Source organism: Streptomyces sp. NPDC052299, assembly GCF_040679335.1.
Classification (GTDB): Bacteria; Actinomycetota; Actinomycetes; order Streptomycetales; family Streptomycetaceae; genus Streptomyces.
Genome location: NZ_JBFAUP010000028.1, coordinates 52,254 through 76,946, shown reverse-complemented (window position 1 = coordinate 76,946; position 24,693 = coordinate 52,254). Strand labels below are relative to the sequence as shown.

26 protein-coding genes are annotated in these 24,693 nt (G+C 71.7%); 20 read left to right on the top strand and 6 right to left on the bottom strand.

Translation table 11 applies throughout. The annotated features are described in order from the left end of the window. The 6 genes from AB0L33_RS32535 to AB0L33_RS32510 form a co-directional block, all read left to right on the top strand. The coding region (locus AB0L33_RS32535) for a vitamin B12 dependent-methionine synthase activation domain-containing protein (RefSeq protein ID WP_365687135.1) at positions 1 to 975 on the top strand (975 nt) is incomplete at its 5' end. Then, positions 975 to 1,838 (top strand): methylenetetrahydrofolate reductase [NAD(P)H], encoded by an 864-nt coding sequence (metF, locus tag AB0L33_RS32530; protein ID WP_365687134.1) that lies wholly within the window; start codon positions 975 to 977, stop codon positions 1,836 to 1,838. The genes AB0L33_RS32535 and metF, both read left to right, overlap by 1 nt. After that, on the top strand, positions 1,828 to 3,279 hold the full coding sequence (gene ahcY, locus AB0L33_RS32525) for an adenosylhomocysteinase (RefSeq protein ID WP_365687132.1): 1,452 nt from the start codon (positions 1,828 to 1,830) through the stop codon (positions 3,277 to 3,279). Before metF ends, ahcY begins: the two co-directional genes overlap by 11 nt. A gap of 258 nt (positions 3,280 to 3,537) precedes the next feature. After that, entirely contained in the window at positions 3,538 to 4,347 is an 810-nt protein-coding gene (locus tag AB0L33_RS32520) for an NmrA family NAD(P)-binding protein (protein ID WP_365687130.1), read from the top strand. A gap of 83 nt (positions 4,348 to 4,430) precedes the next feature. After that, a complete protein-coding gene (locus tag AB0L33_RS32515) occupies positions 4,431 to 5,096 on the top strand; it encodes a hemerythrin domain-containing protein (protein WP_365687129.1) in 666 nt (221 codons plus the stop codon). After that, positions 5,093 to 5,620 carry an anthrone oxygenase family protein gene (locus AB0L33_RS32510; RefSeq protein WP_365687127.1) on the top strand — a complete coding sequence of 176 codons (528 nt, stop codon included), beginning with the start codon at positions 5,093 to 5,095 and terminating at the stop codon, positions 5,618 to 5,620. Before AB0L33_RS32515 ends, AB0L33_RS32510 begins: the two co-directional genes overlap by 4 nt. Before the next feature lie 64 nt (positions 5,621 to 5,684). On the opposite strand, the gene AB0L33_RS32505 is transcribed toward AB0L33_RS32510, so the two are convergent. The 5 genes from AB0L33_RS32505 to AB0L33_RS32485 all read right to left on the bottom strand — a co-directional run bounded on the left by AB0L33_RS32505 (position 5,685) and on the right by AB0L33_RS32485 (position 11,088). Next, positions 5,685 to 6,533, bottom strand: coding sequence for an alpha/beta hydrolase (locus AB0L33_RS32505; RefSeq protein WP_365687126.1), 849 nt, complete (start codon positions 6,531 to 6,533; stop codon positions 5,685 to 5,687). Further along, the gene (locus AB0L33_RS32500) at positions 6,530 to 7,060 is read right to left on the bottom strand and encodes an SRPBCC family protein (protein ID WP_365687125.1); all 531 of its coding nucleotides are present in this window, start codon (positions 7,058 to 7,060) and stop codon (positions 6,530 to 6,532) included. The genes AB0L33_RS32505 and AB0L33_RS32500 overlap by 4 nt, the downstream gene beginning before the upstream one ends. 70 nt (positions 7,061 to 7,130) lie before the next feature. After that, the gene (locus AB0L33_RS32495) at positions 7,131 to 8,624 is read right to left on the bottom strand and encodes an FAD-binding protein (protein WP_365687123.1); all 1,494 of its coding nucleotides are present in this window, start codon (positions 8,622 to 8,624) and stop codon (positions 7,131 to 7,133) included. A 19-nt stretch (positions 8,625 to 8,643) separates the two neighbouring features. Beyond that, positions 8,644 to 10,200 (bottom strand): NAD(P)/FAD-dependent oxidoreductase, encoded by a 1,557-nt coding sequence (locus AB0L33_RS32490; RefSeq protein ID WP_365687122.1) that lies wholly within the window; start codon positions 10,198 to 10,200, stop codon positions 8,644 to 8,646. A gap of 9 nt (positions 10,201 to 10,209) precedes the next feature. Beyond that, positions 10,210 to 11,088, bottom strand: a complete 879-nt coding sequence (locus tag AB0L33_RS32485; RefSeq protein WP_365687120.1) for a class I SAM-dependent methyltransferase — start codon at positions 11,086 to 11,088, stop codon at positions 10,210 to 10,212. A 192-nt stretch (positions 11,089 to 11,280) separates the two neighbouring features. Between AB0L33_RS32485 and AB0L33_RS32480 the strand changes: the two genes are divergently transcribed. Genes AB0L33_RS32480 through AB0L33_RS32470 form a run of 3 tightly spaced genes read left to right on the top strand, consistent with a single transcriptional unit; the run spans position 11,281 to position 13,284 of the window. Further along, positions 11,281 to 11,535 (top strand): hypothetical protein, encoded by a 255-nt coding sequence (locus tag AB0L33_RS32480; protein ID WP_018105947.1) that lies wholly within the window; start codon positions 11,281 to 11,283, stop codon positions 11,533 to 11,535. 10 nt (positions 11,536 to 11,545) lie between these two features. After that, positions 11,546 to 12,532: a ketoacyl-ACP synthase III gene (locus AB0L33_RS32475; RefSeq protein WP_365687119.1), complete on the top strand. Its 987-nt coding sequence runs from the start codon at positions 11,546 to 11,548 to the stop codon at positions 12,530 to 12,532. Continuing rightward, complete coding sequence (locus tag AB0L33_RS32470) at positions 12,529 to 13,284, top strand: SDR family NAD(P)-dependent oxidoreductase (RefSeq protein WP_365687118.1); 756 nt, start codon at positions 12,529 to 12,531, stop codon at positions 13,282 to 13,284. The genes AB0L33_RS32475 and AB0L33_RS32470 overlap by 4 nt, the downstream gene beginning before the upstream one ends. Before the next feature lie 125 nt (positions 13,285 to 13,409). On the opposite strand, the gene AB0L33_RS32465 is transcribed toward AB0L33_RS32470, so the two are convergent. Beyond that, positions 13,410 to 14,267 carry a bacterial transcriptional activator domain-containing protein gene (locus AB0L33_RS32465; protein ID WP_365687116.1) on the bottom strand — a complete coding sequence of 286 codons (858 nt, stop codon included), beginning with the start codon at positions 14,265 to 14,267 and terminating at the stop codon, positions 13,410 to 13,412. 378 nt (positions 14,268 to 14,645) lie between these two features. Between AB0L33_RS32465 and AB0L33_RS32460 the strand changes: the two genes are divergently transcribed. The 11 genes from AB0L33_RS32460 to AB0L33_RS32410 are packed head-to-tail and all read left to right on the top strand — an operon-like array spanning position 14,646 to position 24,686. Continuing rightward, entirely contained in the window at positions 14,646 to 15,863 is a 1,218-nt protein-coding gene (locus AB0L33_RS32460; RefSeq protein WP_365687115.1) for an aminotransferase class I/II-fold pyridoxal phosphate-dependent enzyme, read from the top strand. 46 nt (positions 15,864 to 15,909) lie between these two features. Then, a complete protein-coding gene (locus AB0L33_RS32455; protein WP_365687114.1) occupies positions 15,910 to 17,160 on the top strand; it encodes a beta-ketoacyl-[acyl-carrier-protein] synthase family protein in 1,251 nt (416 codons plus the stop codon). Continuing rightward, entirely contained in the window at positions 17,157 to 18,011 is an 855-nt protein-coding gene (locus AB0L33_RS32450; protein WP_365687112.1) for a MaoC/PaaZ C-terminal domain-containing protein, read from the top strand. Before AB0L33_RS32455 ends, AB0L33_RS32450 begins: the two co-directional genes overlap by 4 nt. Next, the gene (locus tag AB0L33_RS32445; RefSeq protein ID WP_365687110.1) at positions 18,008 to 19,519 is read left to right on the top strand and encodes an AMP-binding protein; all 1,512 of its coding nucleotides are present in this window, start codon (positions 18,008 to 18,010) and stop codon (positions 19,517 to 19,519) included. The genes AB0L33_RS32450 and AB0L33_RS32445 overlap by 4 nt, the downstream gene beginning before the upstream one ends. Before the next feature lie 13 nt (positions 19,520 to 19,532). Continuing rightward, complete coding sequence (locus AB0L33_RS32440; protein ID WP_365687108.1) at positions 19,533 to 19,790, top strand: phosphopantetheine-binding protein; 258 nt, start codon at positions 19,533 to 19,535, stop codon at positions 19,788 to 19,790. Between the two features lie 2 nt (positions 19,791 to 19,792). Next, a complete protein-coding gene (locus AB0L33_RS32435) occupies positions 19,793 to 20,833 on the top strand; it encodes a hypothetical protein (RefSeq protein ID WP_365687107.1) in 1,041 nt (346 codons plus the stop codon). Then, positions 20,826 to 21,662 carry a tryptophan synthase subunit alpha gene (trpA, locus tag AB0L33_RS32430; RefSeq protein WP_365687105.1) on the top strand — a complete coding sequence of 279 codons (837 nt, stop codon included), beginning with the start codon at positions 20,826 to 20,828 and terminating at the stop codon, positions 21,660 to 21,662. Before AB0L33_RS32435 ends, trpA begins: the two co-directional genes overlap by 8 nt. A gap of 2 nt (positions 21,663 to 21,664) precedes the next feature. Then, positions 21,665 to 22,039, top strand: coding sequence for an ectoine synthase (locus AB0L33_RS32425; protein WP_361031884.1), 375 nt, complete (start codon positions 21,665 to 21,667; stop codon positions 22,037 to 22,039). A gap of 36 nt (positions 22,040 to 22,075) precedes the next feature. Then, positions 22,076 to 23,221, top strand: a complete 1,146-nt coding sequence (locus AB0L33_RS32420) for an acyl-CoA dehydrogenase family protein (protein ID WP_365687104.1) — start codon at positions 22,076 to 22,078, stop codon at positions 23,219 to 23,221. After that, positions 23,218 to 23,973, top strand: coding sequence for an N-(5'-phosphoribosyl)anthranilate isomerase (locus tag AB0L33_RS32415; RefSeq protein ID WP_365687103.1), 756 nt, complete (start codon positions 23,218 to 23,220; stop codon positions 23,971 to 23,973). Before AB0L33_RS32420 ends, AB0L33_RS32415 begins: the two co-directional genes overlap by 4 nt. Further along, entirely contained in the window at positions 23,970 to 24,686 is a 717-nt protein-coding gene (locus tag AB0L33_RS32410) for an indole-3-glycerol-phosphate synthase (RefSeq protein WP_365687102.1), read from the top strand. The genes AB0L33_RS32415 and AB0L33_RS32410 overlap by 4 nt, the downstream gene beginning before the upstream one ends. The last annotated feature ends 7 nt before the right edge of the window (positions 24,687 to 24,693 follow it).

The window sequence follows — 24,693 nt, the reverse complement described above, 5'->3', positions numbered from 1 at the left end:
GAGGGCGAGGTGCGCTACGCGCGCGACGCCTTCGAGGGCCTGCGCCTGATGGACGCGCTGATCGCCGTCAAGCGCGGCGTCCCCGGCGCCACGCTGCCCCCGCTCAAGCAGCGCCGCGTACCGCTGAGGGAGCAGCCGGGGCTTGCGGAGCCCGCGGACGTCGGCAGGTCGGACGTCGCCGTCGACAACCCCGTCCCCGTCCCGCCGTTCTGGGGCAGCCGGGTCGTCAAGGGCATCCCGCACAGGGAGTACACCTCCTGGCTGGACGAGGCCGCCCTGTTCAAGGGGCAGTGGGGCCTCAAGGGCGACACGATCGAGGCGGAGGGCCGGCCGAGGCTGCGGATGTGGCTGGACCGGCTGCGTACGGAGAACCTGCTCGAAGCGGCCGTCGTGCACGGCTACTTCCCCTGCGTGTCCAAGGGCGACGACCTGATCATCCTGGACGAGAACGGGTACGAGCGGACCCGGTTCACCTTCCCCCGCCAGTCGCGCGGCCGCCGCCTGTGCCTGGCGGACTTCTTCCGGCCCGAGGAGTCCGGCGAGACGGACGTGGTCGGGCTCCAGATCGTCACCGTCGGCTCGAAGATCGGCGAGGCCACCGCGGAGCTCTTCGCCTCCGGCTCGTACCGCGACTACCTCGAACTCCACGGTCTCTCCGTGCAACTGGCGGAGGCGCTGGCCGAGTACTGGCACGCGCGCGTCCGCGCCGGACTCGGGATCGCCGACCGCGAACCCGAAGGGCTGGACGGCATGCTGCGCACCGAGTACCAGGGCTGCCGCTACTCGCTGGGCTACCCGGCCTGCCCCGACCTGGAGGACCGCGCCAAGATCGCGGACCTGCTGCGGCCGGAGCGGATCGGGGTGCACCTCTCCGAGGAGTTCCAGCTCCACCCGGAGCAGTCCACCGACGCGATCGTCGTCCACCACCCGGAGGCGTCGTACTTCAACGCGGGCCGGGCCGGGGGTGGCCGGTGATGGACCGTCCGACGTTCTCCTTCGAGTTCTTCCCGCCCCGCACCGCGCAGGGCGAACGGACGCTGTGGCGGGCCATCCGCCGCCTGGAGCCGCTGGGCCCCGACTTCGTGTCCGTGACCTATGGCGCGGGCGGGTCGTCCAGGGACCGGACCATCGACGTCACGAAGCGCCTGGTCACCGAGACGACCCTGCGGCCCGTCGCCCACCTGACCGCCGTCGGGCACTCGGTCGCCGAGCTGCGGCACATCATCGGCCAGTACGCGGACGCCGGGGTGCGGGACGTACTGGTGCTGCGGGGTGACCCGCCCGGCGACCCCAAGGGGGAGTGGACCGCGCATCCGGACGGCTTCCACCACGCCTACCAGCTGGTCGAACTGGTCCGCTCGCTGGGGGACTTCACCATCGGCGTCGCCGCCTTCCCCGAGCGGCACCCGCGCTCGCCGGACTGGGACAGCGACATCCGGCACTTCGTCGCCAAGTGCCGCGCGGGCGCCGACTACGCCATCACGCAGATGTTCTTCGACGTGGAGGACTACCTGCGGCTGCGCGACCGGGTGGCGGCGGCCGGCTGCACCACCCCGATCATCCCGGAGATCATGCCGGCCACCGACGTCCGGCAGATCCGCCGCTTCGCGGAACTCTCCGACGCCGCCTTCCCCGAGGACCTGGCCCACCGCCTGGAAGCCGCGCAGCACCGGCCGGACATCGCGTACGAGATCGGCGTGGCCCACGCGACCCTGATGGCCGACCGGCTGCTCGCCGAAGGCGCGCCCGGGCTGCACTACATCACGCTGAACAAGTCCACGGCGACCCTCGACATCCACCGCAACGTCATGAGCACTAGGAGCCTCCATGCCAGTTGAGACCATCGATTTCAAGGTCGCCGATCTCTCCCTTGCCGCTTTCGGGCGGAAGGAGATCACGCTTGCCGAGCACGAGATGCCCGGTCTGATGTCGATCCGTAAGGAGTACGCCGCGGCGCAGCCGCTGGCGGGGGCTCGTATCACTGGTTCGTTGCACATGACCGTGCAGACGGCGGTGCTGATCGAGACCCTGGTCGCGCTGGGTGCGCAGGTGCGCTGGGCGTCGTGCAACATCTTCTCCACTCAGGACCATGCGGCTGCGGCGATCGCGGTGGGTCCGAATGGCACTCCCGAGGCCCCGGCGGGTGTTCCGGTGTTCGCGTGGAAGGGGGAGACGCTGGAGGAGTACTGGTGGTGCACGGAGCAGGCGCTGACCTGGCCGAACACGCCGACCGGTGGTCCGAACATGATTCTGGACGATGGTGGTGACGCCACGCTCCTGGTGCACAAGGGTGTGGAGTTCGAGAAGGCGGGCGCGGCTCCGGATCCGGCGACGGCGGACAGTGAGGAGTACGCGCAGATCCTCACGCTGCTGAACCGGACGCTGGGTGAGTCCCCTCGGAAGTGGACGCAGCTGGCCTCGGAGATCCGCGGGGTGACGGAGGAGACCACGACGGGTGTCCACCGCCTGTACGAGATGCACCGCGACGGGACCCTCCTCTTCCCGGCGATCAATGTGAACGACGCGGTGACGAAGTCGAAGTTCGACAACAAGTACGGCTGCCGCCACTCCCTGATCGACGGCATCAACCGCGCCACCGATGTCCTGATCGGCGGCAAGACCGCCGTGGTCTGCGGCTACGGCGATGTGGGCAAGGGCTGCGCGGAGTCGTTGCGCGGTCAGGGGGCCCGGGTGATCGTCACGGAGATCGACCCGATCTGCGCGTTGCAGGCGGCGATGGACGGTTACCAGGTCGCCACGTTGGACGACGTGGTGGAGCAGGCGGACATCTTCGTCACGACGACGGGCAACAAGGACATCATCATGGCCTCGGACATGGCCCGGATGAAGCACCAGGCGATCGTCGGGAACATCGGTCACTTCGACAACGAGATCGACATGGCCGGTCTCGCGGCGATCGAGGGCATCGTCAAGGACGAGGTCAAGCCCCAGGTCCACACCTGGACGTTCCCGGACGGCAAGGTCCTGATCGTGCTCTCCGAGGGCCGCCTGCTGAACCTGGGCAACGCGACCGGGCACCCCTCGTTCGTGATGTCGAACTCCTTCGCGGACCAGACCCTGGCCCAGATCGAGCTGTTCACGAAGCCCGAGGAGTACCCGACCGACGTCTACGTGCTGCCCAAGCACCTGGACGAGAAGGTCGCCCGCCTCCACCTCGACGCCCTCGGCGTCAAACTCACGACGCTCCGCCCGGAGCAGGCGGCGTACATCGGTGTCGAGGTCGAGGGCCCGTACAAGCCGGACCACTACCGCTACTGACCCCGCAGCCCTACGAGGTGACCGCCCAGAGACCCCCTGGAGAACCGCTAGAGACGAGGCCCGGTGACGTGGCTCGACCGGCGAGGGGCTGCCTACGCTGCGGATGAAGGCCGTACCCGACGGTCCTTCCGCAGCCACCCCCCACCGGACAGCGCCGCCACCGCCGCCACCGTGCGGACCCCCACCACCATCCGCACGCGACCACTCCCTCATGACGAGAACGACGAGCACCACACCACCACGACAGACGGGACGAACATGACGAACACGACCCTTGTGATCGGCGGCACGGGCAAAACCGGGCGGCGGGTCGCCGAGCGGCTGTCCGCCAAAGGGCTGCCCGTACGCATCGGATCGCGCTCCGGCACGCCTCCCTTCGTCTGGGAGGACCCCGCCACCTGGGACGCCGCCCTCGACGGGGTGAGCGCCGTCTACATCACCTACTACCCCGACCTCGCCTTCCCGGGGGCCGCCGAGACCGTCGGCGCGTTCGCGAAGGCCGCCGTCGCCAAGGGGGCGCGCCGCCTGGTGCTGCTGTCCGGGCGCGGCGAGGAGGGCGCGGTCATCAGCGAGGACAAGGTGAAGGAGTCGGGCGCCGACTGGACCGTCGTCCGCGCCAGCTGGTTCAACCAGAACTTCAGCGAGAGCTTCTTCCACGACCTGGTCATGGCCGGCGAGATCGTCCTGCCGACCGGGGACGCGGTGGAGCCGTTCGTGGACGCCGACGACATCGCGGACGTCGCCGTCGCGGCGCTCACCGACGACAAGCACATCGGCAAGACGTACGAGCTGTCCGGCCCGCGGCTGCTCAGCTTCGGCGACATCGCCCAGGAACTGGGCAAGGCCACCGGCCGCACCATCACGTACATCCCCGTCAGCGTCGACGAGTACCGCCAGGCGCTGGAGGAGAACGGGCTCCCCGTCGAGTTCGCCGACCTGTTCGGGCTGATCCTCGACGGCCGCAACGCCCACCTCGTGCACGGGGTCGAGGAGGCCACCGGCCGCAAGCCGAAGGACTTCGCCGACTTCGCCCGGGACGCCGCCGCCAGCGGCGTCTGGAACGCCTGACCGACACCGGGACGCATGGGACGGGCGGCCGCGCGCTGTGTGCGGCCGCCCGTCCCCGTCCCGCCTCGTGTGAGGAGGCACCCATGACCGGTACCGAACCGATGACGAGCGAACACCTCCCGTCGCTGCCCGGGCACTTCCACGGATTCGCGCTGATGCACATCGCGATGCGCCGCGACGCCGCCCGCCTCGTGGCCGTCGCACGCTCCGGGACCGGCGCCCGCACCGACGGGCTGGTCGCCTGGTGGCACAGCCTGCGCGAGGTGATCGACTGGCACCACCACAGCGAGGACGCCGTCCTCTGGCCCGAACTCCGGCGCGCCGTCCCCGGCTTCGACCGGGCCGCCGACGCCATCGACGGCGACCACCAACGCCTCGACGCGGCGATGGACGCCGTCGGCGCCGCGCTCCGCCCCGGCGCCGACCCGGGGGCGCTGCGCCCCGCGGCCGACACCTTCGCCGCCGTCCTGCGCGACCACCTCGCCGCCGAGGAGCGCATCGCCTTCCCCGCCTTCACCGCACTCGGCGCCACGCGCTACGCCTCCGTCGAACGGCGGTTGCTGCGGACCGCGCCGCCCGGCGTGCTCGGCCGCCTCCAGCCCTGGATGTTCGACGGGGCCGACCCGGCGTCCGCCGCCCACGTCACCGCCACCATCCCGCCACCGGTACGGCTGCTCGGCCGGACGGTGCTGCGCCGCCGCTACGAACGCCTGCTCGCCCCCGTACTGCGCCCCGAGGAGAAGCCATGACCGCGCCGACCACCTCCCTCCCGGCCCGGCCGGGCGGACGCACCGAAGCGTCGCTGTACGCGGCCACCATCGCGATGGGGCTGAGCGCGGGGCTGTACTTCGCGTTCGACGTGTCCGTCATGCCGGGGCTCGACCGCACCGACGACGCGGCCTTCGCGAGCGCCATGGGCCACATCAACGACGCCATCGAGAACGGTTTCTTCGGGCTCGTCTTCTTCGGCGCGTTCCTGGCCACCGGGGTCTCCGGCGTCTCCCTGCGCCGCCTCGGCCACACCCGCGCCGCCCGCTGGACCTGGGCCGCGCTCGCCCTCTACTCGGCGGCCGTCGCCGTCACGATGAAGGTCAACATCCCCCTCAACCGGCAGCTCGCCCGGCTGACCGCGGAGGCGTCAGGACCCGAGATCGCCGTGATCCGCGACCGCTTCCGGGGCGCCTGGACGCCGGCCAACGCCGCCCGCACCCTGGCCTGCACGGCGGCCCTCGCCTGCCTGGGCCGGGCGCTCACCCTGCGGGCCCGGGCCTGATCCGTACGCGGAGAAGGGCGGCCGGCCCCCGCCCGGGACCGGCCGCCCTTCTCAGCGCGCCGCGCTATCCGTGGTCCCGCGTCAGCTCGCTGACCGCGCCGACCACCGTCTGCGGCGCCTCCAGGGGCAGCATGTGCCCCACGTCCGGCACCTCCTCGAAGCGCGCCCGGGGCAGCGCCTCCGCGACGACCCGGCCGAGCCGCGGCTCGATCACCTTGTCGCGGGTGCCCGCGAGGACCACCGCCGGCACGGTCACCGACACCAGGGCCTCGCGCAGGTCCATGCCCCGCGAGGAACGGAACGCCTCCGCGCGCACCGCGGGCCCGGCCGCGGCGAACATCTGCCGGTTCACCTCGCTCAGCTGCCGGTCCGCCTTCGGGCCGAGCATGTTCTGCCCGAGGAGCTTGCGGCCCAGGGCCGGGCGCGAGACGGCCCGCTGGAACAGCGCGCTGCCCATCATGCGGACCTCGCTGTCCGGCGTGTCCTGGTCGTGCGCCGCGGTGGCCAGCAGCACCAGGCCGCTCAGCGCCCCGGCGTTCCGGTTCTCCGACGCGGCGTACGACAGGGCGGCGAACCCGCCCCCGGAGTGCCCGACGACGACGGCGTCCGGTGCCTCCACATGGGCGAGCACCGCGGCCAGGTCCGCCCCGAGCCGGGCGATCCCGAAGGGCTCCGCGCCCCGCGTGGACGCGCCGTGGCCCCGCAGGTCGTAGGAGACGACGCGGTGCCCGAGGCGGATCAGCCGGTCGGCCACCGTGCTCCACACCCGGCGCGACGCGCCCCAGCCGTGGACCAGCACCACCGTCACACCGGTCGGGGGCGTGAGCGGCGGCAGGACGGACACCGCCAGGGCGGCGCCGTCGTCGGTGCGCACCAGCGTCTCGGTCGCCGGTGCGGCGGCCACCGTCGTCATCGGGTACTGCCCTCCAGCTTCCGGGCCTTCGCCGTCTCACCGGTCCGTACGGCCGGAGCGCCTTCGGCCGCGAGGATCTCGCCGAGCCGGACGAACGCCTTGCTGGTGGCGCTGGAGTGCTCCGCGCCGATGTCGGCGACCTTCGAGAGGATCTTCAGGAAGCCGTTCGGCCGGCCCACGAAGTGCATGCCGACCTTGGTGCGACCCCCGTCGAGCGGTTCGAGGTAGAAGTCGCTGGTGCCCCGGAACACCCCGGACACGTAGTCGACCGACAGCAGCCGCCGGGGCTCGACGGCCCGGGTGCGCGCGGTGAACCGCAGCTTCGGGCCGCCCTTGTCGACGCCCTTGGTGTGCACCGTGACCGCGACCTCGCCGCCCACCTCGTCCGGCGAACCGGACACGGTGGCGAAGGTGTTGGCCGGCACCCACCAGCGGCCGGCGCCGCGGAACTCGGCGATCAGCGCCTCCCACACCGCCTCCGGCGGTGCGTCCACGATCGCCTCGTCGATCAAGTCGTAAACTGTCATGCCGATTCTCCTGTCGGGGTGTTCCGGGTGGCGGTCCGGGTCTCGCCGGCCGGGGCCCTGGCGTCCTGGATCAGCCGAAGAAGCCCTGACCGGGGGTGAGGATGCCCGCCGCGTCGTAGCGCTGCTTCGCCGCGACGAGGACCTTCCAGCGGGCGCCGAAGTGGGTCCGCCAGTCCGCCTGGGTCATGTTCGGGATCGCGCCCACCAGATACCGCTTGGCACCCAGCGCGACCGCCTTGTCGTACAGGCGGCGGTTCTGGTCCAGCATCCGCGCGATGTCCGCGCCCGGGGCGGGGAAGCGGAGCACGTCGCACAGGTAGGCCGTCGACTCGGAGGGCTGCACCGTCAGCGGGCGGGTCAGCTTCGACGTCGGGTACGGGTAGTAGAGCAGGAAGCCCGCGCCCAGGTCGTCGCCGTTCAGCTCGGCGGTCAGCAGGTCCGCGAACGCCTTCGCCTTCGAGGCCGGGACGAACAGGCTCAGCCACGGCTTGGGCTGGCCCCAGAAGTCGTTCTCCTTGAGCCACGCTTCGTCGCCGTCGGTGCGGAACACGGCCTCGCGGAAGGACAGGTCCTCGATCGTCGCGGACGCCCGCTCGTCGTGCAGACCGGTCAGCAGCGCGGTGCGGTCGGGGGCGGTGCCGCCCTTCCAGTACGCCTGGCCCTCCAGCTTGTACCACCAGCCGGAGTTGTCCGGGGTGCGGGCGATCTCGCCGACCTGGCCCTCGAACCGCTTCTCGGCCATCAGCTTCTCGGAGTCGGCGAGGAACGCGGACACGTCGTTGTAGTAGAGCGTGAAGACGGTCATCTTCGGCGGTGCCGGGATCAGGGCGACCTCGGCCCGCACGATGATGCCGACCTGGCCGCCGCCGCCGAGCGCCGTGTTGAACAGATCGGCGTGGCAGCTGGGGCTGGCCGTGACCAGGTCGCCGTTGCCGGTGACGATGTCGATCGACTTCACGGTGTCGATCTGCAGCCCGTAACGCGCCACCGTGGAGCCGATGCCGCCGACGCTGAGCGTGCCGCCTATCGACAGGTGCAGGTAGTCGGTGAGCGCCGGCGGGGTCAGGCCCCGGGTGAGGGCGGCGTCGGTGAGCTGGGCCCAGGTGACACCGGCCTCCACCACGGCGGACGACGAGCCGATGCGGACGATCCTCGTCAGGCCGCGCGCGTCGATTGCGATGCCGCCCTGCGGGACCTGCGCCTGCCCGTAGCAGGAGTGCGACTCCTCGTCGCCGTTCTGCCCGCCGCGGCCGTTCATCGCGATCTTCAGCCCGTTGGCCCGGGCGTAGTTGACCATCTTGACGATGTCTTGCACCGAGCCGGGGCGCAGCACCGCCCAGCACGCGCCGGTCACCATGTGGCCGAAGTCGTGGTTGAACGAGGACGTGACACCCGCCGAGGTCTCCAGCGTGCCGTCGAGCACCGGCAGGCTCGCCGCCGTAGCGGCGAAGGAGTCCGACTCACGTGCCCACGCCTGGTGCGAAGTGCTCCAGCCGATGACCGTGGCGGCCGCCATGCCCCCGAGGATGCTGCGCCGCGTGATGGGGGTGCTGCTGCTTCTCATTCGGTCTGTCTCCCGTCCATTACGTGTGGTTCAGGGCCGGCAGGCCGGCGCCCGCGAGGGTGGCGAGCTGGTACTCGGAGGGGGTGAATCGCTTGGTCTGGCGGCGGAAGCGCCAGGTGTACGTCGGCCAGATCGACGGGTTGCGCCCGTGTGCGTCGAGGTACCAGCTCTTGCAGTTGCCTGCGTTCCACACGGTGCCATCGAGGCGGGCCTGCAGCCGCTCGTTCCAGTCGTCCTGGACCGTCTTTCGAACCTCCACCGAGGCCAGGCCCTTCTGGTCCATGACCTTCAGCGCGTCCAGCACGTAGCCGATCTGCGCCTCGATCATCACGACCTGCGAGGAGTGCCCCAGGGTGGTGTTCGGGCCGAGCAGCAGGAACAGGTTCGGGAAGCCGGCGACGGTGGTGCCGCGGTGCGCGGCCATGCCGTGCTCCTGCCACACCTCGCGCAGCGACCTGCCCCCGCGGCCGGTGATCCGCCCGGCGACCGGGCGGTCCGTGGCCTTGAAGCCCGTGCCCAGGATGATCGTGTCGATCTCCCGCTCGGCACCGTCGGCGGTGACGATGGAGTGGGCGGTGACCTTCGCGATGCCGTCGGTGACCAGGTCCACGTTGGGCTGCTGGATCGCCGGGTACCACGTGTTGGAGAACAGCAGGCGCTTGCACGCCATCACGTAGTCCGGGGTGAGCTTCGCGCGCAGCTTCTCGTCGGCGACCGACTTCTTCAGGTGGTCGCTGGCCATCTTCTGCATCTTCCCGGCGACCTTGGGCCGCTTCATCACGAAGGCCAGGATCTCCCGGCCCCACATGTTGAAGTTGCGCCGGAAGTTCTGGTAGCCGGGGACCCCGCGCAGCAGCTTGGTCTGGAGCGGGCTCGTCGCCTTGTCGTTCTTCGGGCCGATCCACGGCGGGGTGCGCTGGTAGAGGTCGAGGCGCCCCACCTCGGGCTGGATCTTCGGCACGAACTGGATGGCGGAGGCGCCGGTGCCGATGACGGCGACGTTGCGTCCGCTCAGGTCGTGGTCGTGCCGCCAGCGGGAGGAGTGGAAGACGGTGCCCTCGAAGTCGGCGAGGCCCGGGATGTCGGGGACCGCCGCCTCGCTGAGGTAGCCGGTGCCGCTCACCAGGACCTGCGCGGTGTAGTCGCCCTGCGAGGTCTCGATGTGCCAGCGCCGGGTCGTCTCGTCCCAGCGGGCCCCGAGCAGTTCGTGACCGAAGCGGATGTGCGGACGCACCCCGAACCGGTCGGCGGTGTCCCGCAGGTACGCGTACAGCTCGTCGCGCTTGCCGAAGGTGGACTTCCACTCCGGGTTCTGCGCGAACGAGAACGAATACAGGTGGGACATCACGTCGCAGGCAGCACCCGGATAGGAGTTGTCCCGCCAGGTGCCGCCCACCTCGTCGGCGCGTTCGAAGACGAGGAAGTCGTCCACGCCCTTCTGCAGCAGCCGGATCGCCATGCCGAGGCCGGAGAACCCGCTGCCGATGACGGCGACGCGCAGATGCCGCTGCGGTCCGCCGCCGCCGGCCGGGCGGCTGTCCTCGTCACTGCGCGGCGGCTCTAGAGTGCTCGTCACGTCAGCCTCCTAGCGGCGCGCGATGGTGACGCGGAAGTTGTTGAAGAACTTGTCCTCGAGCGTGTACGCGAAGATGTCGAGGTAGCGCTCGAAGCGGGCCACGACCTCCTCGCCCTCCATGGCGACGGCCTCGTCGCGGCGCTCGGCGAGCAGCTTCAGCCAGGCGCGGCAGGCCACCGCGAACGACTCGCGCTCGTTGACGATCTCGACGACGTCGAACAGGCCCTCGGCGGCCTGTGTCAGCTCGTGCAGGTGCGGGATGTGGCAGTTCTCGAACTCCGAGCGCTGCAGGAACTTCAGGTCGTCCAGCAGCTGCCGGTTCATGGGCAGTGCCTCGGCCGTCATGGTGTGCAGCACGAAGCGGGCGCCCGGCTTCAGGGTGGCGCCGACCTTCTGGAAGAACACCCGGTACTTCTTGGTGCGCTCGCGCGGCGGCAGCGTCGAGGAGACGAAGTGCTCCAGCGCGTTGATGCAGAACGCCGCGTCGTACGGGTCGTCGGTGGTGTGGTCCTCCCAGGATTCCACCCGGGTGGTGATCCGCGGGTTGTCCAGGCCGGCGATGAACTGCTCCTGCGTGCGGCTGAGGGTCAGCCCGACCGCCTGCTCGACGCCGTGCACCGTGGTGACGCGGTTGAGCATGGTGCCCCACCCGCAGCCCACGTCCAGGACACGGCGGGCGTTCGCCGCTCCGGCCAGCTCGACGAACTTGTCCAGCTTGCGCTCCTGGGCCTCGTCGAGGGCCTCGGTCAGACCCTCGCCCTCCTCCCAGTAGCCGCCGGAGTACATCATCGTCGGGCCCAGCAGGAGGCGGTAGAAGTCGTTGCTCACCTCGTAGTGGTGCCTGATCGCGTCGACCTCGGGGACCGACTGGTTTGCGACCGTGGTCATCTTCGTCCTCAACTCCCGTCCGGCTCATGCTCGTGGCGTGGTGCCTGCGATGTCATCGCGAGACGAGAAAACCCCCGCATCGCAAGAGACGTGCAACACGACGGGGCCAAGGGCTGTTGCGCGCCGGTTGCGTGCGTACGGGTTCCATGCGTTTCGACAAGGCCAAGCCCTGCGGAGGAAGGACCTCACCCCATGTCTCTGCCCACCATCGAAGAACTGGCGAGCCAGCTCGAGGCCGTGTCCGGCGCCCAGAAGGTCGACCCGGACCACCCGCTCCAGCACATCCCGGACGTGGACTCGCTGGACCTCATGGAGTGGCTGTACGGGTTCCAGAACACCTACCCGGACATCCCGGCCGACGAGTCGCTCTTCGCCGACCTGGACGACACCACGACGCTGCGTCACGTCTACGACCGCATCCTGGCGCTCGTGCCGGCGCAGGCCTGAGCGGGCGCGCATGAACGGCTTCGACATCACCGGATGGGGCGCATCCGTCCCCGAGAAGGTGGTCACCAGTGCGGAGCTCGCCGAGCGCTTCGGCGTGGACGAGCACTGGATCACCAGCCGGTGCGGGATCAGTGAACGGCGCGCCGTCGGGCCCGGCCAGACGACTGCCTCGCTGGCCGTCGAGGCCGGCCGGCGCGCCCTCGCCAAGGCGGGCCTGAGCGGCGGCGACATCGCCCATCTGATCGTCGCCACCGCCACGCCCGAGCAGCCCTCGCCGGCGACGTCCGCGTTCGTCCACCACGAACTGGGCATCGCCGGCAGCGCGCACGACGTCAACTCCGAGTGCGCGGGCTTCGTCTACGGGCTCGTCTCCGCGATGGCCCTCATCGCGATCGACCCGCGGCCGATCCTGCTCATCGGCTCCGACACCCACACGCTGACCGCGAACCCCGCCGACCGGGATCTGTCGATCCTGGTCGGGGACGGCGCGGGAGCCGTCGTGCTCGTCCCCGCGGCCGACAGCAACGTCCTCGCCTGGAACCTGGGCGCGGACGGCAGCTGCACCGGCAGCCTCAAGGTCCTCGCGGGCGGCAGCCGTATGCCGACCACCGAGGAGACGGTGCGCCAGGGTCTGCACTACGCGCAGATCAACGGGAACGAGATCTATCTGAACGCCGTGCGGTACACCGTCCGTACGGTCCGGGAGACGCTGAAGACCGCCAAGGTCGAGGCGGCCGACGTACGCCACGTCATCCCGCACCAGGCCAACATCCGCATCATCAACTCGATCCTCAGCCACACCGGGCTGCGGCCGGAGGCCCTGGTCGCGAACCTGCACAAGTACGGGAACACGGCGTCCGCGTCCATCCCGATCGCCCTGGCCGAGGCGCTGGACGAGGGCCGCATCGAGAACGGCGACCTGGTCCTGTTGGCCGGCTTCGGCGCAGGCATGACCTGGGGCTCCATGCTCCTCGAATGGCGCGGAGGGACACGATGAGTACGCAGAAGCCCGCCGGCACCCGGCCCGAGCACCCCGTCGCCCTGGTGACGGGCGCCTCCGGCGGGCTCGGCCAGGCGCTGGCGATCGAACTGGACGCCCTCGGATGCAAGGTGGCCGTCCACTACAACAGCGCGAAGGACGCCGCGCTCGCGGTGCAGGAGAAGCTCACCAACGACTCCGTCCTGGTGACCGGCGACGTCGGCTCGTACGAGGCCGTCACGGCCATGCACGCGCAGATCGCCGAGCAGCTGGGCCCGGTCGACGTCCTCGTCAACAACGGCGCGATCCGCCGTGACCAGGTCATGGCGATGCAGAAGCCCGAGGACTGGGCGGCGGTGATCCAGACCAACCTCATCGGCTCCTTCCACACGGCCCGGGTGTGCGTTCCGCACATGCTGCGCAAGCGGTGGGGCCGGGTGATCAACGTGGTCTCGCCCTCGGGTCTGATCGCGACGGCCGGGCAGACGGCGTACTCCGCGTCCAAGGCCGGCCTGATCGGCTTCACCCGGACCCTGGCCGCCGAGTGCGGGCGGCGGGGCGTCACGGTCAACGCGCTCTCGCCCGGATTCATGATCACGGGCATGACGCAGACCCTCCCCGACCACGTGGTGGAATCGATGGAGAAGAAGGCGCCGGTGCCCCGCTTCGTGACCGTCGAAGAGGTGGCGCGCAGCTCCGCCCTCTTCCTCGACCAGGACTGTATGACCGGCCAGGTCATCAGCATCGACAGCGGCGTCACCATCACCTGATATCCCCCGGGGGGCTTTCCCAGGAAAGCCCCCCGGAAAAAATTCCGCACGAAACGTCCGCGGAATGCTCCTGCGAACCGCATTTCGCAGGAGCATTCCGCGGACGTTTCCCTGCCCGGGCGGGCCTACGCGGCCGGCGGGAGCAGGGGCTCGTACGCGCTCATCAGGAGCGGGTCGACGCTCGCCGGGCCGCCGTACGGGGTCACCGCGCGGGCCGCCTCACGGGCCGGGTCGGGCTCCCGGAGCAGGCCCAGATAGAGCGTCTGGGTGGACGGGGCGGGCTCGATGCCGAGCTCGTCCGACAGGAGCTCGCGCAGCTGCTGGTAGACGCGCAGCGCGTCGGCCCGGTTGCCGGCGGCGGCGTGCGCCGTCATCCGGCAGCGGTGCGCGCTCTCCCGGAACGGCGCCCTGCGCACCGCCTCGTCGGCGTACCGCAGGGCGTGGTGGCTGTTGCCGAGGGCGGCGGCGGAGGCGCTGGACAGCTCCAGGGCGCTCAGACGCACCGCCTCGATGCGTTCGCGCGTGCTGTTCACCCACTCGCCCTCGTGGGCGGGCAGGAACGCGCCGCGCAGATTGGAGACCGCGCCGGAGGCCAGTTGCAGGGCCACCGCGTGCGCTCCCTCCCGGCACGCCTGCCGGGCCTCGGAGACCGACGCCTCGGCCGTCTCCACATCGGTCAGCGCGTCGCTCGGCAGATGCAGCAGGTAGCGCCCGCTCTGGGCGACCAGCGGGGTCTCGCCGGGCCTCTGGTGCGCGCTGGTGACGAAGGACCGCACCCGGCTGACGACACTGCGCAGCGCGGACGCCCAGGTGTCGGGCAGGCCCTGTGGCCACAGCGTGTCCGCGAGCTGGTCGCGGCTGGTGCCCGCGGAGCGCTCCAGGACCAGCCGGGCGAAGGCGATTTGGGCCTGTGCGCTCGACAGGTGCCGGGGCGGTTCCGCCTCGTGCTCGATGCTGACAAGTCCTACGAGCCGGATCAACACGTCGACACTCCCCCTGCGGCAGATCAGGAACCGAGCGGGGAACACGGCGCCGTTGCTTTCTCTTTGCGCCGTTCAGTTCTCGCCATTCCCCGTGATGTCGACGTGACCTTCGCAGGGGCGTTCAGGCCGTGTCAATTGAGCCCGGGAACATACCGGAGGGAATGAGTGGAAGCCCAAGTTCCGCTGAATCGCGGGTCCATGTTTCTTCCCTTCTCCATGCATTCACCAGGGGTTTTCTAGTGAACCCCGAGCGGCTTCGAGCGTAATTCGAGAAGGGCTCCGGCTTCCTTGTTGCGGCGGCGTTGCGGAGCGCGGCGTAGAAATCCTGTCATGAATAGGCCGTTCGCCGGCCGACTGAATCAGTCTGAGGAGACCCACGTGAACGCAACCGGAGGTTGGGAACGGCTGGCGCCGAAGCTGGCCGCCACGAACAGGCGCGTGGCGGCACTGGAGTCCGAGCCGGAGCGCCGCAACAGTTTCGTCTCCTACACGGTCGAGCGGGACAGCGCCTACGCCGATCTCGACGGACAACGGCTGCTGATGATGTCCGGCTACAGCTATCTGGGTCTGGGCGGCGACGAACGCGTCGTCGCCGCCGCCAAGGCCGCCGTCGACCTGTACGGCACCGGCAACCACGGGGTCCGCGCCCTGGCCGGCACGATCCCGCTGCACGAGGAGCTGGAGGCGGAGGTCGCCAGCTTCGCGGACCGCGAGGCGTCCATGGTCTTCAGCTCGGGCTACGCGGCGAACGTGGGCACCGTCGGCGGCCTCGTCGGTGCCGGCGACACCGTCTTCATCGACAAGTACGACCACGCCTCCATCGTGGACGGCTGCCGGCTCTCCGGCGCCACCGTCACCCGCTTCCGCCACAACGACGTCGACCACCTCGACCGGCGCCTGGCCGCCGCCTCGCCCGACGGGGTGCGGCTCGTCATCGTCGACAGCGTCTACTCCATGGACGGCGACATCGCCCCGCTGCCCGAGCTGCGCAAGGTGTGCGACGAGCACAACGCGCTGCTCATGGTGGACGAGGCCCACGCGCTCGGCGTCATCGGCGCCACCGGGCGCGGCATCGAGGAGCACTTCGACCACCGGGTGAAGGCCGACGTCAAGCTCGGCACCCTGTCCAAGGGCATCCCGTCCATGGGCGGCTGGGTCACCGGCCCCGCCGAACTCATCGGCCACCTGCGCTACGCCGCCCGGCCGTTCCTCTTCTCCGCCGCCCTCGCCCCGGCCCAGGCCGGTGCCGCCCTGGAGAGCCTGCGCATCCTGCGACGCGAACCGGAGCGGGTCACCCACATCCAGCGCGAGTCCGCCCGGCTGCGCGCCCTGGTCAACGCCCAGGGGCTGCGTACGCAGGACAGCGAGACCGCGGTGTTGCCGCTGATCGCCGGCTCCGACGAGAAGGCGTACGACCTGGCCACCGCCTGCCGCCGCAACGGCGTCATCGGCATCCCCGTGGTCACCCCGGCCGTCCCCAACGACCTGGCCAGGCTGCGGATCGCGGTGACCGCGCGGCACACGCCCGAGGACATCGACTTCGCCGCCGACGCGTTCATCAAGTCCGCCCGCGAGTGCGGCATCATCCCGGCCTGACCGGCCGGTCCAGCCCTCGGGACACCGGACGGAGACGAGACCGAAGATGACAGCCGCAGCCTCCCACCGCACCCCGGTGGTGATCACCGGGATCGGTGTGGTCACCCCGGCGGGGTGCACCCCCGACGCCCTGTGGGCCGCACTCCGTGCCGGCCGTTCCACCGCGGCCCCGCTCGACCACCTGGACCTCTCCCGCCACCGGGTCCGGATCGGCTGCCGGGTCAGCGGACTCGACAGCCAGGGCCCCGACGCCCTCGTGTCCGCCAAGGACGCCCGGCGCATGGACCCCTTCGCGCTGTACGGCACCACGGCCGCGCTCGCCGCCCACCGCGACGCCGGTGCCCCGGTGCCCGAACCCGGGCGCACCGCGATCGTCGTCGGCAACGCGGTGGGCGGCCGCGCCACCAGCGACCGCGAGTCCGCGCACTACAGCGAGGCGGGCCCGCACCGGGTCAACCCGCTGATGCCGCTGCTGACCATGCCGAACGCGGCGGCCGCCCAGATCGCCATGCGCCTCGGCTGGACCGGCCCCGCGACCACCATCGCCACCACCTGCGCCAGCGGCGTCGACGCCATCGGGCACGCCGCCGCGCTCCTCCGGTCGAACCAGGCCGACGTGGCGATCGCGGGCGGCTGCGAATCCACCCTCACCCCGGTCACCCTCGCCGCCTTCGGCAACCTGAACGCGGTCTCCGGGCGCAACGACGACCCGGCGCACGCCTCCCGCCCCTTCGACCGGGACCGCGACGGGTTCGTCATGGGGGAGGGGGCAGGCTTCGTCGTCCTGGAACGCCTGGACGACGCGCTCGCCCGGGGCGCCCGCACCTACGCCCGGATCGCCGGGTACGCGGCCACCTCGGACGCGTACCACCTGTCGATGCCGCTGGCCGACGGGGCCGGGGCGGTCTCCGCGATGACCGGCGCGCTCACCGCCGCCGGGCTCGCCCCCGACGAGATCACCCACATCAACGCGCACGGCACCTCGACCCCGCACAACGACCGCGCCGAGGCCACGGCCCTCACCAAGGTTTTCGGCTCCGACGGCCCGCCCGTCACCGCCTCCAAGGGCGTCATCGGCCACCTCATCGGAGCGGCCGGCGCCGTCGAGATCATCGCCGCCGTCCAGGCGATGCGCGCCCAAGAGGTGCCGCCCACCGCCAACCACGAACACCTGGAGCCAGGAATGGAGATCGACGTGGTGCACACCAGTCCACGGCCCGTCGCCCTGGGGCCCGCGCTGTCGAACTCCTTCGGCTTCGGCGGCCACAACGCGAGCATGGTGGTGGCGCCGGTATGACGACCACCGCCCAGACCACCGCCGAGACCACCGCCCAGCCCCGCACCGCGATCCGCACCCTCACCGCCGACGAGGTGGCCGCCTTCAGGGCCGCCGTCCGCGCGGGCCTGCCCTCGGCCGGGGAGCCCGGCACCTCGCCGGTGCACGCCTTCGTCCTCGCGCACACCCTCGCCGACGCGACCGTACGCGACCTGGCGGCGGCCGAGCCCGAGCCCGTCTCCGTCGTCCACCTCGGCCAGGACATCCAGATCGAGCAGCCCCTGCAGCCCGGCGAGCGGATCACCGTCGGCCTCGACGTGGCCGGCGCCCGCCGCGAACCGAAGGGCACCCGCGTCGCCGTCCGGGCCCGCCTCACCGGCGAGGACGGCACCCCGCGCGCCGAACTCCTCACCAGCGCCCTGCTGGTGGGCGCCGCCGCCATCGAGCCCTTCGGCCAGATCCCGGCACCGGCCGCGCCCGCGCCGTCCGGCGGAGCCGGCGAGCCGGCCGCCGCCGAGCACGTGCTCACCCCCGCCTGGATCCGCGGCTACGCCCACGCGTCCGGCGACCTCAACCCGATCCACCTGGACGACCGGGCGGCCAAGGACGCCGGTTTCCCCAGCGTCATCGCGCACGGGATGAGCGTGCTCGCCCTGGCCGTCGAGGAGATCGCCGACCGGTACGCGGACGGCGACGTCACCCGCGTCGTCGCCGTCAGCGGGCGGTTCTCCGCACCCGTGGTCCCGGACGTGCCGCTGCGCGTCGAACTGGCCCCGGACGCCGACCGCACCCTCGTCCGCTTCACCTGCCGCACCCCGTCGGGCATCGCCGTGAAGAGCGGCTGGGCCCGGCTGGCGGGACGGCGGCCATGACCGGCCAGGGCGCCACCGACGGACTGCTCCCCGGCTTCCTCACCCAGGTCCGCGAACGCCCCGACGCGCCCGCCCTGGTCTGGCGCGGCGAGGAGACCAGCTACCGCGAGCTGTACGAGAGCGCCGGCCGCGAACGCGAACGGCTCGCCCTGCTCGGGCTGCCGGCCGGTGAACCCGTCGGCATCCTCACCGAGAAGTCGCCCGACGCCATCGCGCTCGTCCTCGGCTGCCTGCTCGCCCACCGCCCGTTCCTGCTGCCCTCCCCGCACCTCGGCGAGCAGCTGCTGACCCAGCTCTTCGCCCAGGCCGGCTGCCGGCACGTGCTGACCCCCGGCGGCGAACCGCGCGGCGTGCGCGGCCCGGCCCGCTCGGCGGCGTACCCGGTGCCTCCCCGCACCGCCTTCATGCTCACCACGTCCGGCTCCACCGGGCTGCCCAAGACCGTCCCGCTGGACGAGCAGGCCGTCGACCGGTTCGTCACCTGGGCCGGGCCCGCCTTCGCCATCGCGCCGGGGACCACCGTCCTCAACTACGCGCCGCTCAACTTCGACCTCTGCTTCCTCGACGTGTGGACGACCCTCGCGTACGGCGGGCGGGTCGTCCTCGTGGACCCGGACAAGGCCGTCGACGGACGCCACCTGCTCGATCTGCTGCTCCGTCACGACGTGGAGGTCGTCCAGGCCGTGCCGATGTTCTACCGGCTCGTCCTGGACGCGGCCTGCCGGGCCGGTGTGCTGCTGCCGTCGGTCCGGCGGGCCGCCTTCACCGGCGACGTCCTGCCCGAACGCACCCTGGCCGAGCTGCGCGAGGTGCTGCCCGCAGCCCGCCTCACCAACATCTACGGCTGCACCGAGACCAACGACAGCTTCACCCACGACGTGGACACCGCGGCCACCGTCCTCGGCCCGCTGCCCATCGGCACCCCGCTTCCCGGGGTCTCGGTGCTCGTCCTGGACGCCGACGGCCGCGAGGTGACCGGCCCCGGCGCCGGTGAGCTGCACGTCAGGACGCCCTTCCAGACCGCCGGCTACCTCGACCCGGCCCGCAGCCAGGGCCGGTTCACCGGGCATCCGCTCGGCCACGACGACGGCACCTGGTTCCGCACCGGCGACCTCGTACGGCGCGACGCCGACGGGCTGCTGTATCTCACCGGACGCAGCGACTTCCAGGTCAAGGTGCGCGGCGTGGCCGTCAACACCGCCGAGATCGAGCAGGTGCTGCTGAGCCACCCCGCCGTCCTGGAAGCCGGCGTCGCCGCCCAGCCCGACCCGCTCACCGGCAAACGGCTCGTCGCCGGGGTGCGGCGCGCACCCGGCAGCGGCCTCAACAGCCTGCTCCTCAAGGAACACTGCGCCCGCGCCCTGCCCAGGGCCGCCGTCCCCGGCGTTCTGCGGATCACCGATGAACCGCTGCCCAAGACCGCCACCGGCAAGGTCGACCGCACCGCGCTCGACCGGCTGCGCGGCCCCTCCCCGGCACCGGACCACTCCCGCCAGCTGACCTCGTAGAAGGAAGGACGTCATGAGCAATACGGCCACCATCAAGCAGTTCCTGATCGAGGAGTTCCTGCCGGACCTCACCCAGGACCAACTCGCCGACGACCAGGACCTGCTGTCGAGCGGAGCCATCGACTCGCTCGGCCTGCTCAAGCTGATCGCCTGGGTGGAGGACCGCTTCGGTCTCGCCGTCGACGACACGGACCTGGACCCCAACAACTTCCGCAGCGTCACCGCCATCGACGCCTTCGTCGCGAATGCGCGCCAGGGGGTGAGCGGGTAACCATGCACGACGCGCTCACCGGCCTGCTGGCGCGGCGCACGGTGGCCGAGCACGAGACCTGGCGGTCTCTGTGGGACCGGCTCGGCGACGGCACGCTCCCCAGGGAGCAGGCCGTCGCCCTGCTGGCCTCGCTGACCACCCGGCTCCCCGACCCCCCGACGCTTGCCGCCCTGCACGGCACACTCCTGGAACGGCGCCCCGCGCGCCCCGGGCCCGCCTGGCCCGCGACCGTCAACGTCGTGGGCACCGGAGGCGGGCCCGCCACCTTCAACGTCTCCACCGCGGCGGCCTTCGTCGCGGCCGCCGCCGGGGTGCGTGTCGTCAAGTCCGGCTCCCGGGCCTACACCTCCAGCCTCGGCTCCGTCGACCTCCTCGAACGCCTCGGGATGCGCCTGACCTCCTCGTACGAGCAGACCGAGGAGCACCTGGAGCGGGACGGGATCGCCTTCACCGGGCCGTTCGTCTACCCGGTCGAGCTCGCCCGGCTCGCCCGCCTGATCGCGCCCGTGAGCATGAAGCCGTTCGGGCGGTTCCTCAACGCGCTCGGCCCCCTCCTCGCCGATCTGCCGGTCACCGCCCAGGTCACCGGCGTGTCGCACACCATGCCCCTGGACGACCTGCGCCGCCTCGCCGCCACCCTCACCGGCCGCACGGTGTGGCTCACCAGCAACGACCGGGGCGCCGACGAACTCCTCGGCTTCGCCCGCAACACCGTCCACATCGCGCGGGGCGAGGACCAGGTCCTGGAGCCGGGCGCGCTGATCCCGGCCGACGGCGGCTTCGAGGCACTGGCCCCCGCGCCCAAGGACGCGGCCGTCGACCACTTCCTGGCCGTGCTCGCCGGACGTGCCCACCCGGCGGCCACCCACACCGTCCGGCTCAACGCCGCCGCGCTCGCCCTCGCGGCCGGCCACCACACCACCTGGCGCGACGCGCTCGACGCCACGGACGACGCCGTCACCAGCGGGGCCGCCGTGGCCCTGGTCGAGCGGCTGCGCTCCCGGCGGACCGCGGCGACGGCGGGGGCGGTCCGGCATGGCTGACTTCTTCACCGGGCGCGGACCCGGCCGGCCCGGGCTCACGCTGTTCCTCAACGCGGGGGACCCGCCGCTGGACGAGCTCGCCGAGGTCGTCCACATGCTCGACGAGGAGGGCGTCGACTGCCTCGAACTGGCGGTGCCCTTCCCGGACTCCTTCACCGACGGGCCGGTCGTACGCCGCTCCGCCCGCCGCGCGTTGGACCGGGGCACCGGCCTGGACGACGTCCTCGGCTTCGTCGCCCGCGTCCGGCCGGGGCTGCGGCGGCTGCGGATCGCGCTGCTCGCCGACTGGAGCCACTCCCTCAAGCACCGGGACCTGGGCGCGGCCGTCAAGGACATCACCGCGTCCGGCGCCGACGGCCTCCTGGTGCACGGCCTGCCGCCCCGGCTGCGGGACGCCTACCGCGAGGCGACCGACGCGGCGGGCGCCGCCGTCGTCACCACCTGCTACCCGACCAGCCCCGAGGAGACCCGGGCCCGGGCGGCCCGCGAGTCCTCCGCGTACGTCTATCTGGTGGCGCACTACGGCCGCAGCGGCACCGCGCCGCCCGCCGGGCACGCCGCGCTCGCCCCGGTCGTCGCCGGGCTGCGGGCCCACACGAACTCCCCGATCGCCGTCGGCTTCGGGGTCAGTACGCGCAGCCACGTCGCGGCGGTCGCCGCGAGCGGGGCCGACGCAGCCATCGTCGGCTCCGCGGGCGTGGCCCGCGTGGAGCGGGCCCTCGAAGAGGAGGGCTCCGCCACCACGGCACTGCGCGACTTCGTCCGGTCGCTCCAGCCCGGACCGGACGAGACCAGTAAGGCAAATACCCCTATCCGAACAAGGAGTTGACCATGATCATCCGTGACCTGGAGACCGTCAAGAGCGTCGACTGGGGCAACGGGCTCAGCCGTCGCTTCCTCACCGAGTCCGACGGCGTCGGCTACTCGGTCACCGACACCACGGTGCGCGCCGGCACCAAGTCCCGCCTGGAGTACCGCAACCACCTGGAGTCCTGCTACTGCATCGAGGGCTCCGGCGAGGTGGTCGAGCTCGACGGCACCGTGCACCCCATCACGCCGGGCCGGCTGTACTCCCTGAACGAGCACGACGCGCACTACCTCGTGGCCTCCCCGCACGAGGACCTGCGGCTCGTCTGCGTCTTCACCCCGGCGCTCCAGGGCGACGAGGTGCACAGCCTCGACGCGCACACCTCCTCCGCCTACTGATCGCACCCGGCACCCGCACCTCTGAAAGGGGTCCCAGTGATCCGCTGGAACACCGACCAGGCCGACCTCCGGGCCGGCCTGGCCCGGTGGGGCGAGGCACTCAGCGCCGACCACATCGCCCAGGACGAACGAGCGGAGTTCTCCTGGGAGAAGTGGAAACTGGTGCGCCGGTCCGGCATCCTCGCCCTGCCCTTCGCCGAGGAGCACGGCGGCCTCGGCCAGTCCCTGCTCACCACCATGTACGTCCTGGAAGGGCTCGGCGAGCACTGCCGTGACGCGGGCCTGAACTTCTGCGTCACCACCACGCTCGCCAGCACGGGCGTCCCCCTCATGCGGTTCGGCACGCCCGCGCAGAAGGAGAAGTACCTGCCCCGGATCAGCTCCGGCGAGGCGATCGGCGCCCACGCCATCACCGAGTCGGAGTCCGGCAGCGACGCGATGGCGATGACCACGCGCGCCGAACGCGACGGCGACGACTTCGTGCTGAACGGAAGCAAGTGCTTCGTCAGCAACGGCCCCGTCGCCGACGTGTTCGTCGTGTACGCGCGCACCCACCCCGACGGCGGGGCCCTAGGCGTGACCGCGTTCCTCGTGGACCGGGCGACCCCGGGCCTGACCGTCGGCAAGCCCGTCAAGAAGATGGGCCTGCGCACCTCCCCGCTGAGCGAGCTGTACTTCGACGACTGCCGCATCCCGCGCGACCGGGTCCTCGGCCGGGTGGGCGGCGGCTTCATCGTCCTCGACCACGTCATGAAGCGGGAGATCCTGCTCTCGTTCATCGTGAACGTGGGGGAGATGCAGCACCGGTTCGACCGCTGCGTCGAGTACGCCCGCACCCGCCGGTCGTTCGGGAAGACGATCGGCTCCTACCAGTCCGTCGCCAACAAGATCGTGGACGCCAAGATCGGCCTGGAATCGGCCAGGAAGTGGCTGTACGACACCGCCGAACGCCTGGAGGCGGGCGAGGACGTCACCGAGGACCTGGCCATCGCCAAGCTGATCACCAGCGAGGCCAACCTCGCCGGCTCGCTCACCGCCGTCCAGGTCTTCGGCGGCCACGGCTACATGAGCGAGTACGGGCTCGAGATCGACGTCCGCAACGCCGTGGGCGGCACGATCTACTCGGGCAGCAACGAGATCCAGTACAACCGCATCGCGTCCAAGCTGGGCCTGGGCCGATGACCACCCTGTCCCCACCGCGCACCCTCAAGGTCTGCGGCGCCACCAGCACCCGTGACATCGAGGTGCTGGCCGGGGCCGGAGCCGGGCTCGTCGGCCTGTGGCACGGCGTCCCCGGCGGTCCCGCGGACCTGTCCGAGCACGAGGTGGCCGCCCTCGCGGCGGCCGTCCGTGCCACCGGCACCCTGCATCCCGTCCTGGTCACCTTTCTCGGCGACCCGGACGCGGTCGCGGGTGTGCTGCGCCGCACCGGCATCCGCATCGTCCAGCTCCACGCCTACCAGCCGCCCGCCACCGTCCGCGCCCTGCGCACGGCGCTGCCCGACGCCGTCATCGTCAAGGTGCTGCACGTCTCGGGCGGCACCTGCCCGGAACGCCCCCTGATCGGGGCGTACGAGCGGGCCGGCACCGACCTCTTCCTCATCGACGCCACCACCGCCGACGGCCGCGTCGGCAGCACCGGACAGCGCCTGGACGAGGAGACCGTCCTCCGGCTGGCCGAACGGTTCACCCTGCCGTTCTGGCTCGCCGGCGGACTCACCCGGACCAACCGGTCCGCGTACGAACGGGTCCTGCGCCACCCCCGGCTGTGCGGCATCGACGTCGACACCGCGGCCCGCGGCGGCGACGGCCGCTTCGGCGCACCCGAGGTGGCCGGACTGGCCCACGCCTGGGACACCGGGCCGGGCCACCCGGGCCCCCGCACTCCTTCCGCCACGGACACCCCGACCACACGGCCTACGGAGCAGCCATGAGCCTTCCCTTCATCGAGTCCCTGCTGTCGGCGCCGCAGCCCCTGGTGATGGAGGTCAAGCGGCGCGACGCGTTCGGCTTCGACCTCATCTCCGGCCACACCCCCGCAGAGATCGTCACCGCCTACGAGAAGGCCGGGGCGCCCTGCATCTCGGTCGTCACGGGACGCTGGTTCGGCGGCACCCGCGAACTGCTCCGTGATGTCGCCCGGCTGACGGAACTCCCCTTGCTCCAGAAAGACTTCATCACCCGCAAGGACCAGCTGGAGACCGCCCGGGAGCTCGGCGCCTCGGCCGTCCTGCTCACCGCGGGACTGCTGTCCGCGTCCGCGCTGCGCGGCCTCACCGTCGCGGCGCTCAGCGCGGGACTGACCCCGTTCGTGGAGACCACCACCGAGGCCGAGATCGAGTCCGTGCCGCACGCCGACGAGTGCGTCATCGCCGTCAACAACAAGGACATCAAGACCCAGGAGCGCGACCGGGGCGACCTGGCCCGCAGCTTCGAGCTGCTGCCCGCCCTGCGCGCGAGCGGCACCCCCTGCCCGGTGAGCGCCAGCGCCATCGACAGCCCGCTGACGGCGGCCCGGCTGCTCGACGCCGGCTACAAGGGCCTCCTCGTCGGCACCGCCCTGCTGCGCAGCGGTGACCCCGGCGAGTGGCTGCGTACGCTGGAGAGCAGCCGGCGGACCGGACAGCCGGCCCTCCATCCGTCGTGAGTGTCCA

What these genes read in the sequence shown, in the direction of transcription:
- metF (WP_365687134.1), top strand. Translation starts at nt 975, where the DNA reads ATGGACCGTCCGACGTTCTCCTTCGAGTTCTTCCCGCCCCGCACCGCG.
- ahcY (WP_365687132.1), top strand. Translation starts at nt 1,828, where the DNA reads ATGCCAGTTGAGACCATCGATTTCAAGGTCGCCGATCTCTCCCTTGCC.
- AB0L33_RS32520 (WP_365687130.1), top strand. Translation starts at nt 3,538, where the DNA reads ATGACGAACACGACCCTTGTGATCGGCGGCACGGGCAAAACCGGGCGG.
- AB0L33_RS32515 (WP_365687129.1), top strand. Translation starts at nt 4,431, where the DNA reads ATGACCGGTACCGAACCGATGACGAGCGAACACCTCCCGTCGCTGCCC.
- AB0L33_RS32510 (WP_365687127.1), top strand. Translation starts at nt 5,093, where the DNA reads ATGACCGCGCCGACCACCTCCCTCCCGGCCCGGCCGGGCGGACGCACC.
- AB0L33_RS32505 (WP_365687126.1), bottom strand. Translation starts at nt 6,533, where the DNA reads ATGACGACGGTGGCCGCCGCACCGGCGACCGAGACGCTGGTGCGCACC.
- AB0L33_RS32500 (WP_365687125.1), bottom strand. Translation starts at nt 7,060, where the DNA reads ATGACAGTTTACGACTTGATCGACGAGGCGATCGTGGACGCACCGCCG.
- AB0L33_RS32495 (WP_365687123.1), bottom strand. Translation starts at nt 8,624, where the DNA reads ATGAGAAGCAGCAGCACCCCCATCACGCGGCGCAGCATCCTCGGGGGC.
- AB0L33_RS32485 (WP_365687120.1), bottom strand. Translation starts at nt 11,088, where the DNA reads ATGACCACGGTCGCAAACCAGTCGGTCCCCGAGGTCGACGCGATCAGG.
- AB0L33_RS32480 (WP_018105947.1), top strand. Translation starts at nt 11,281, where the DNA reads ATGTCTCTGCCCACCATCGAAGAACTGGCGAGCCAGCTCGAGGCCGTG.
- AB0L33_RS32475 (WP_365687119.1), top strand. Translation starts at nt 11,546, where the DNA reads ATGAACGGCTTCGACATCACCGGATGGGGCGCATCCGTCCCCGAGAAG.
- AB0L33_RS32470 (WP_365687118.1), top strand. Translation starts at nt 12,529, where the DNA reads ATGAGTACGCAGAAGCCCGCCGGCACCCGGCCCGAGCACCCCGTCGCC.
- AB0L33_RS32455 (WP_365687114.1), top strand. Translation starts at nt 15,910, where the DNA reads ATGACAGCCGCAGCCTCCCACCGCACCCCGGTGGTGATCACCGGGATC.
- AB0L33_RS32450 (WP_365687112.1), top strand. Translation starts at nt 17,157, where the DNA reads ATGACGACCACCGCCCAGACCACCGCCGAGACCACCGCCCAGCCCCGC.
- AB0L33_RS32445 (WP_365687110.1), top strand. Translation starts at nt 18,008, where the DNA reads ATGACCGGCCAGGGCGCCACCGACGGACTGCTCCCCGGCTTCCTCACC.
- AB0L33_RS32440 (WP_365687108.1), top strand. Translation starts at nt 19,533, where the DNA reads ATGAGCAATACGGCCACCATCAAGCAGTTCCTGATCGAGGAGTTCCTG.
- AB0L33_RS32435 (WP_365687107.1), top strand. Translation starts at nt 19,793, where the DNA reads ATGCACGACGCGCTCACCGGCCTGCTGGCGCGGCGCACGGTGGCCGAG.
- trpA (WP_365687105.1), top strand. Translation starts at nt 20,826, where the DNA reads ATGGCTGACTTCTTCACCGGGCGCGGACCCGGCCGGCCCGGGCTCACG.
- AB0L33_RS32425 (WP_361031884.1), top strand. Translation starts at nt 21,665, where the DNA reads ATGATCATCCGTGACCTGGAGACCGTCAAGAGCGTCGACTGGGGCAAC.
- AB0L33_RS32415 (WP_365687103.1), top strand. Translation starts at nt 23,218, where the DNA reads ATGACCACCCTGTCCCCACCGCGCACCCTCAAGGTCTGCGGCGCCACC.
- AB0L33_RS32410 (WP_365687102.1), top strand. Translation starts at nt 23,970, where the DNA reads ATGAGCCTTCCCTTCATCGAGTCCCTGCTGTCGGCGCCGCAGCCCCTG.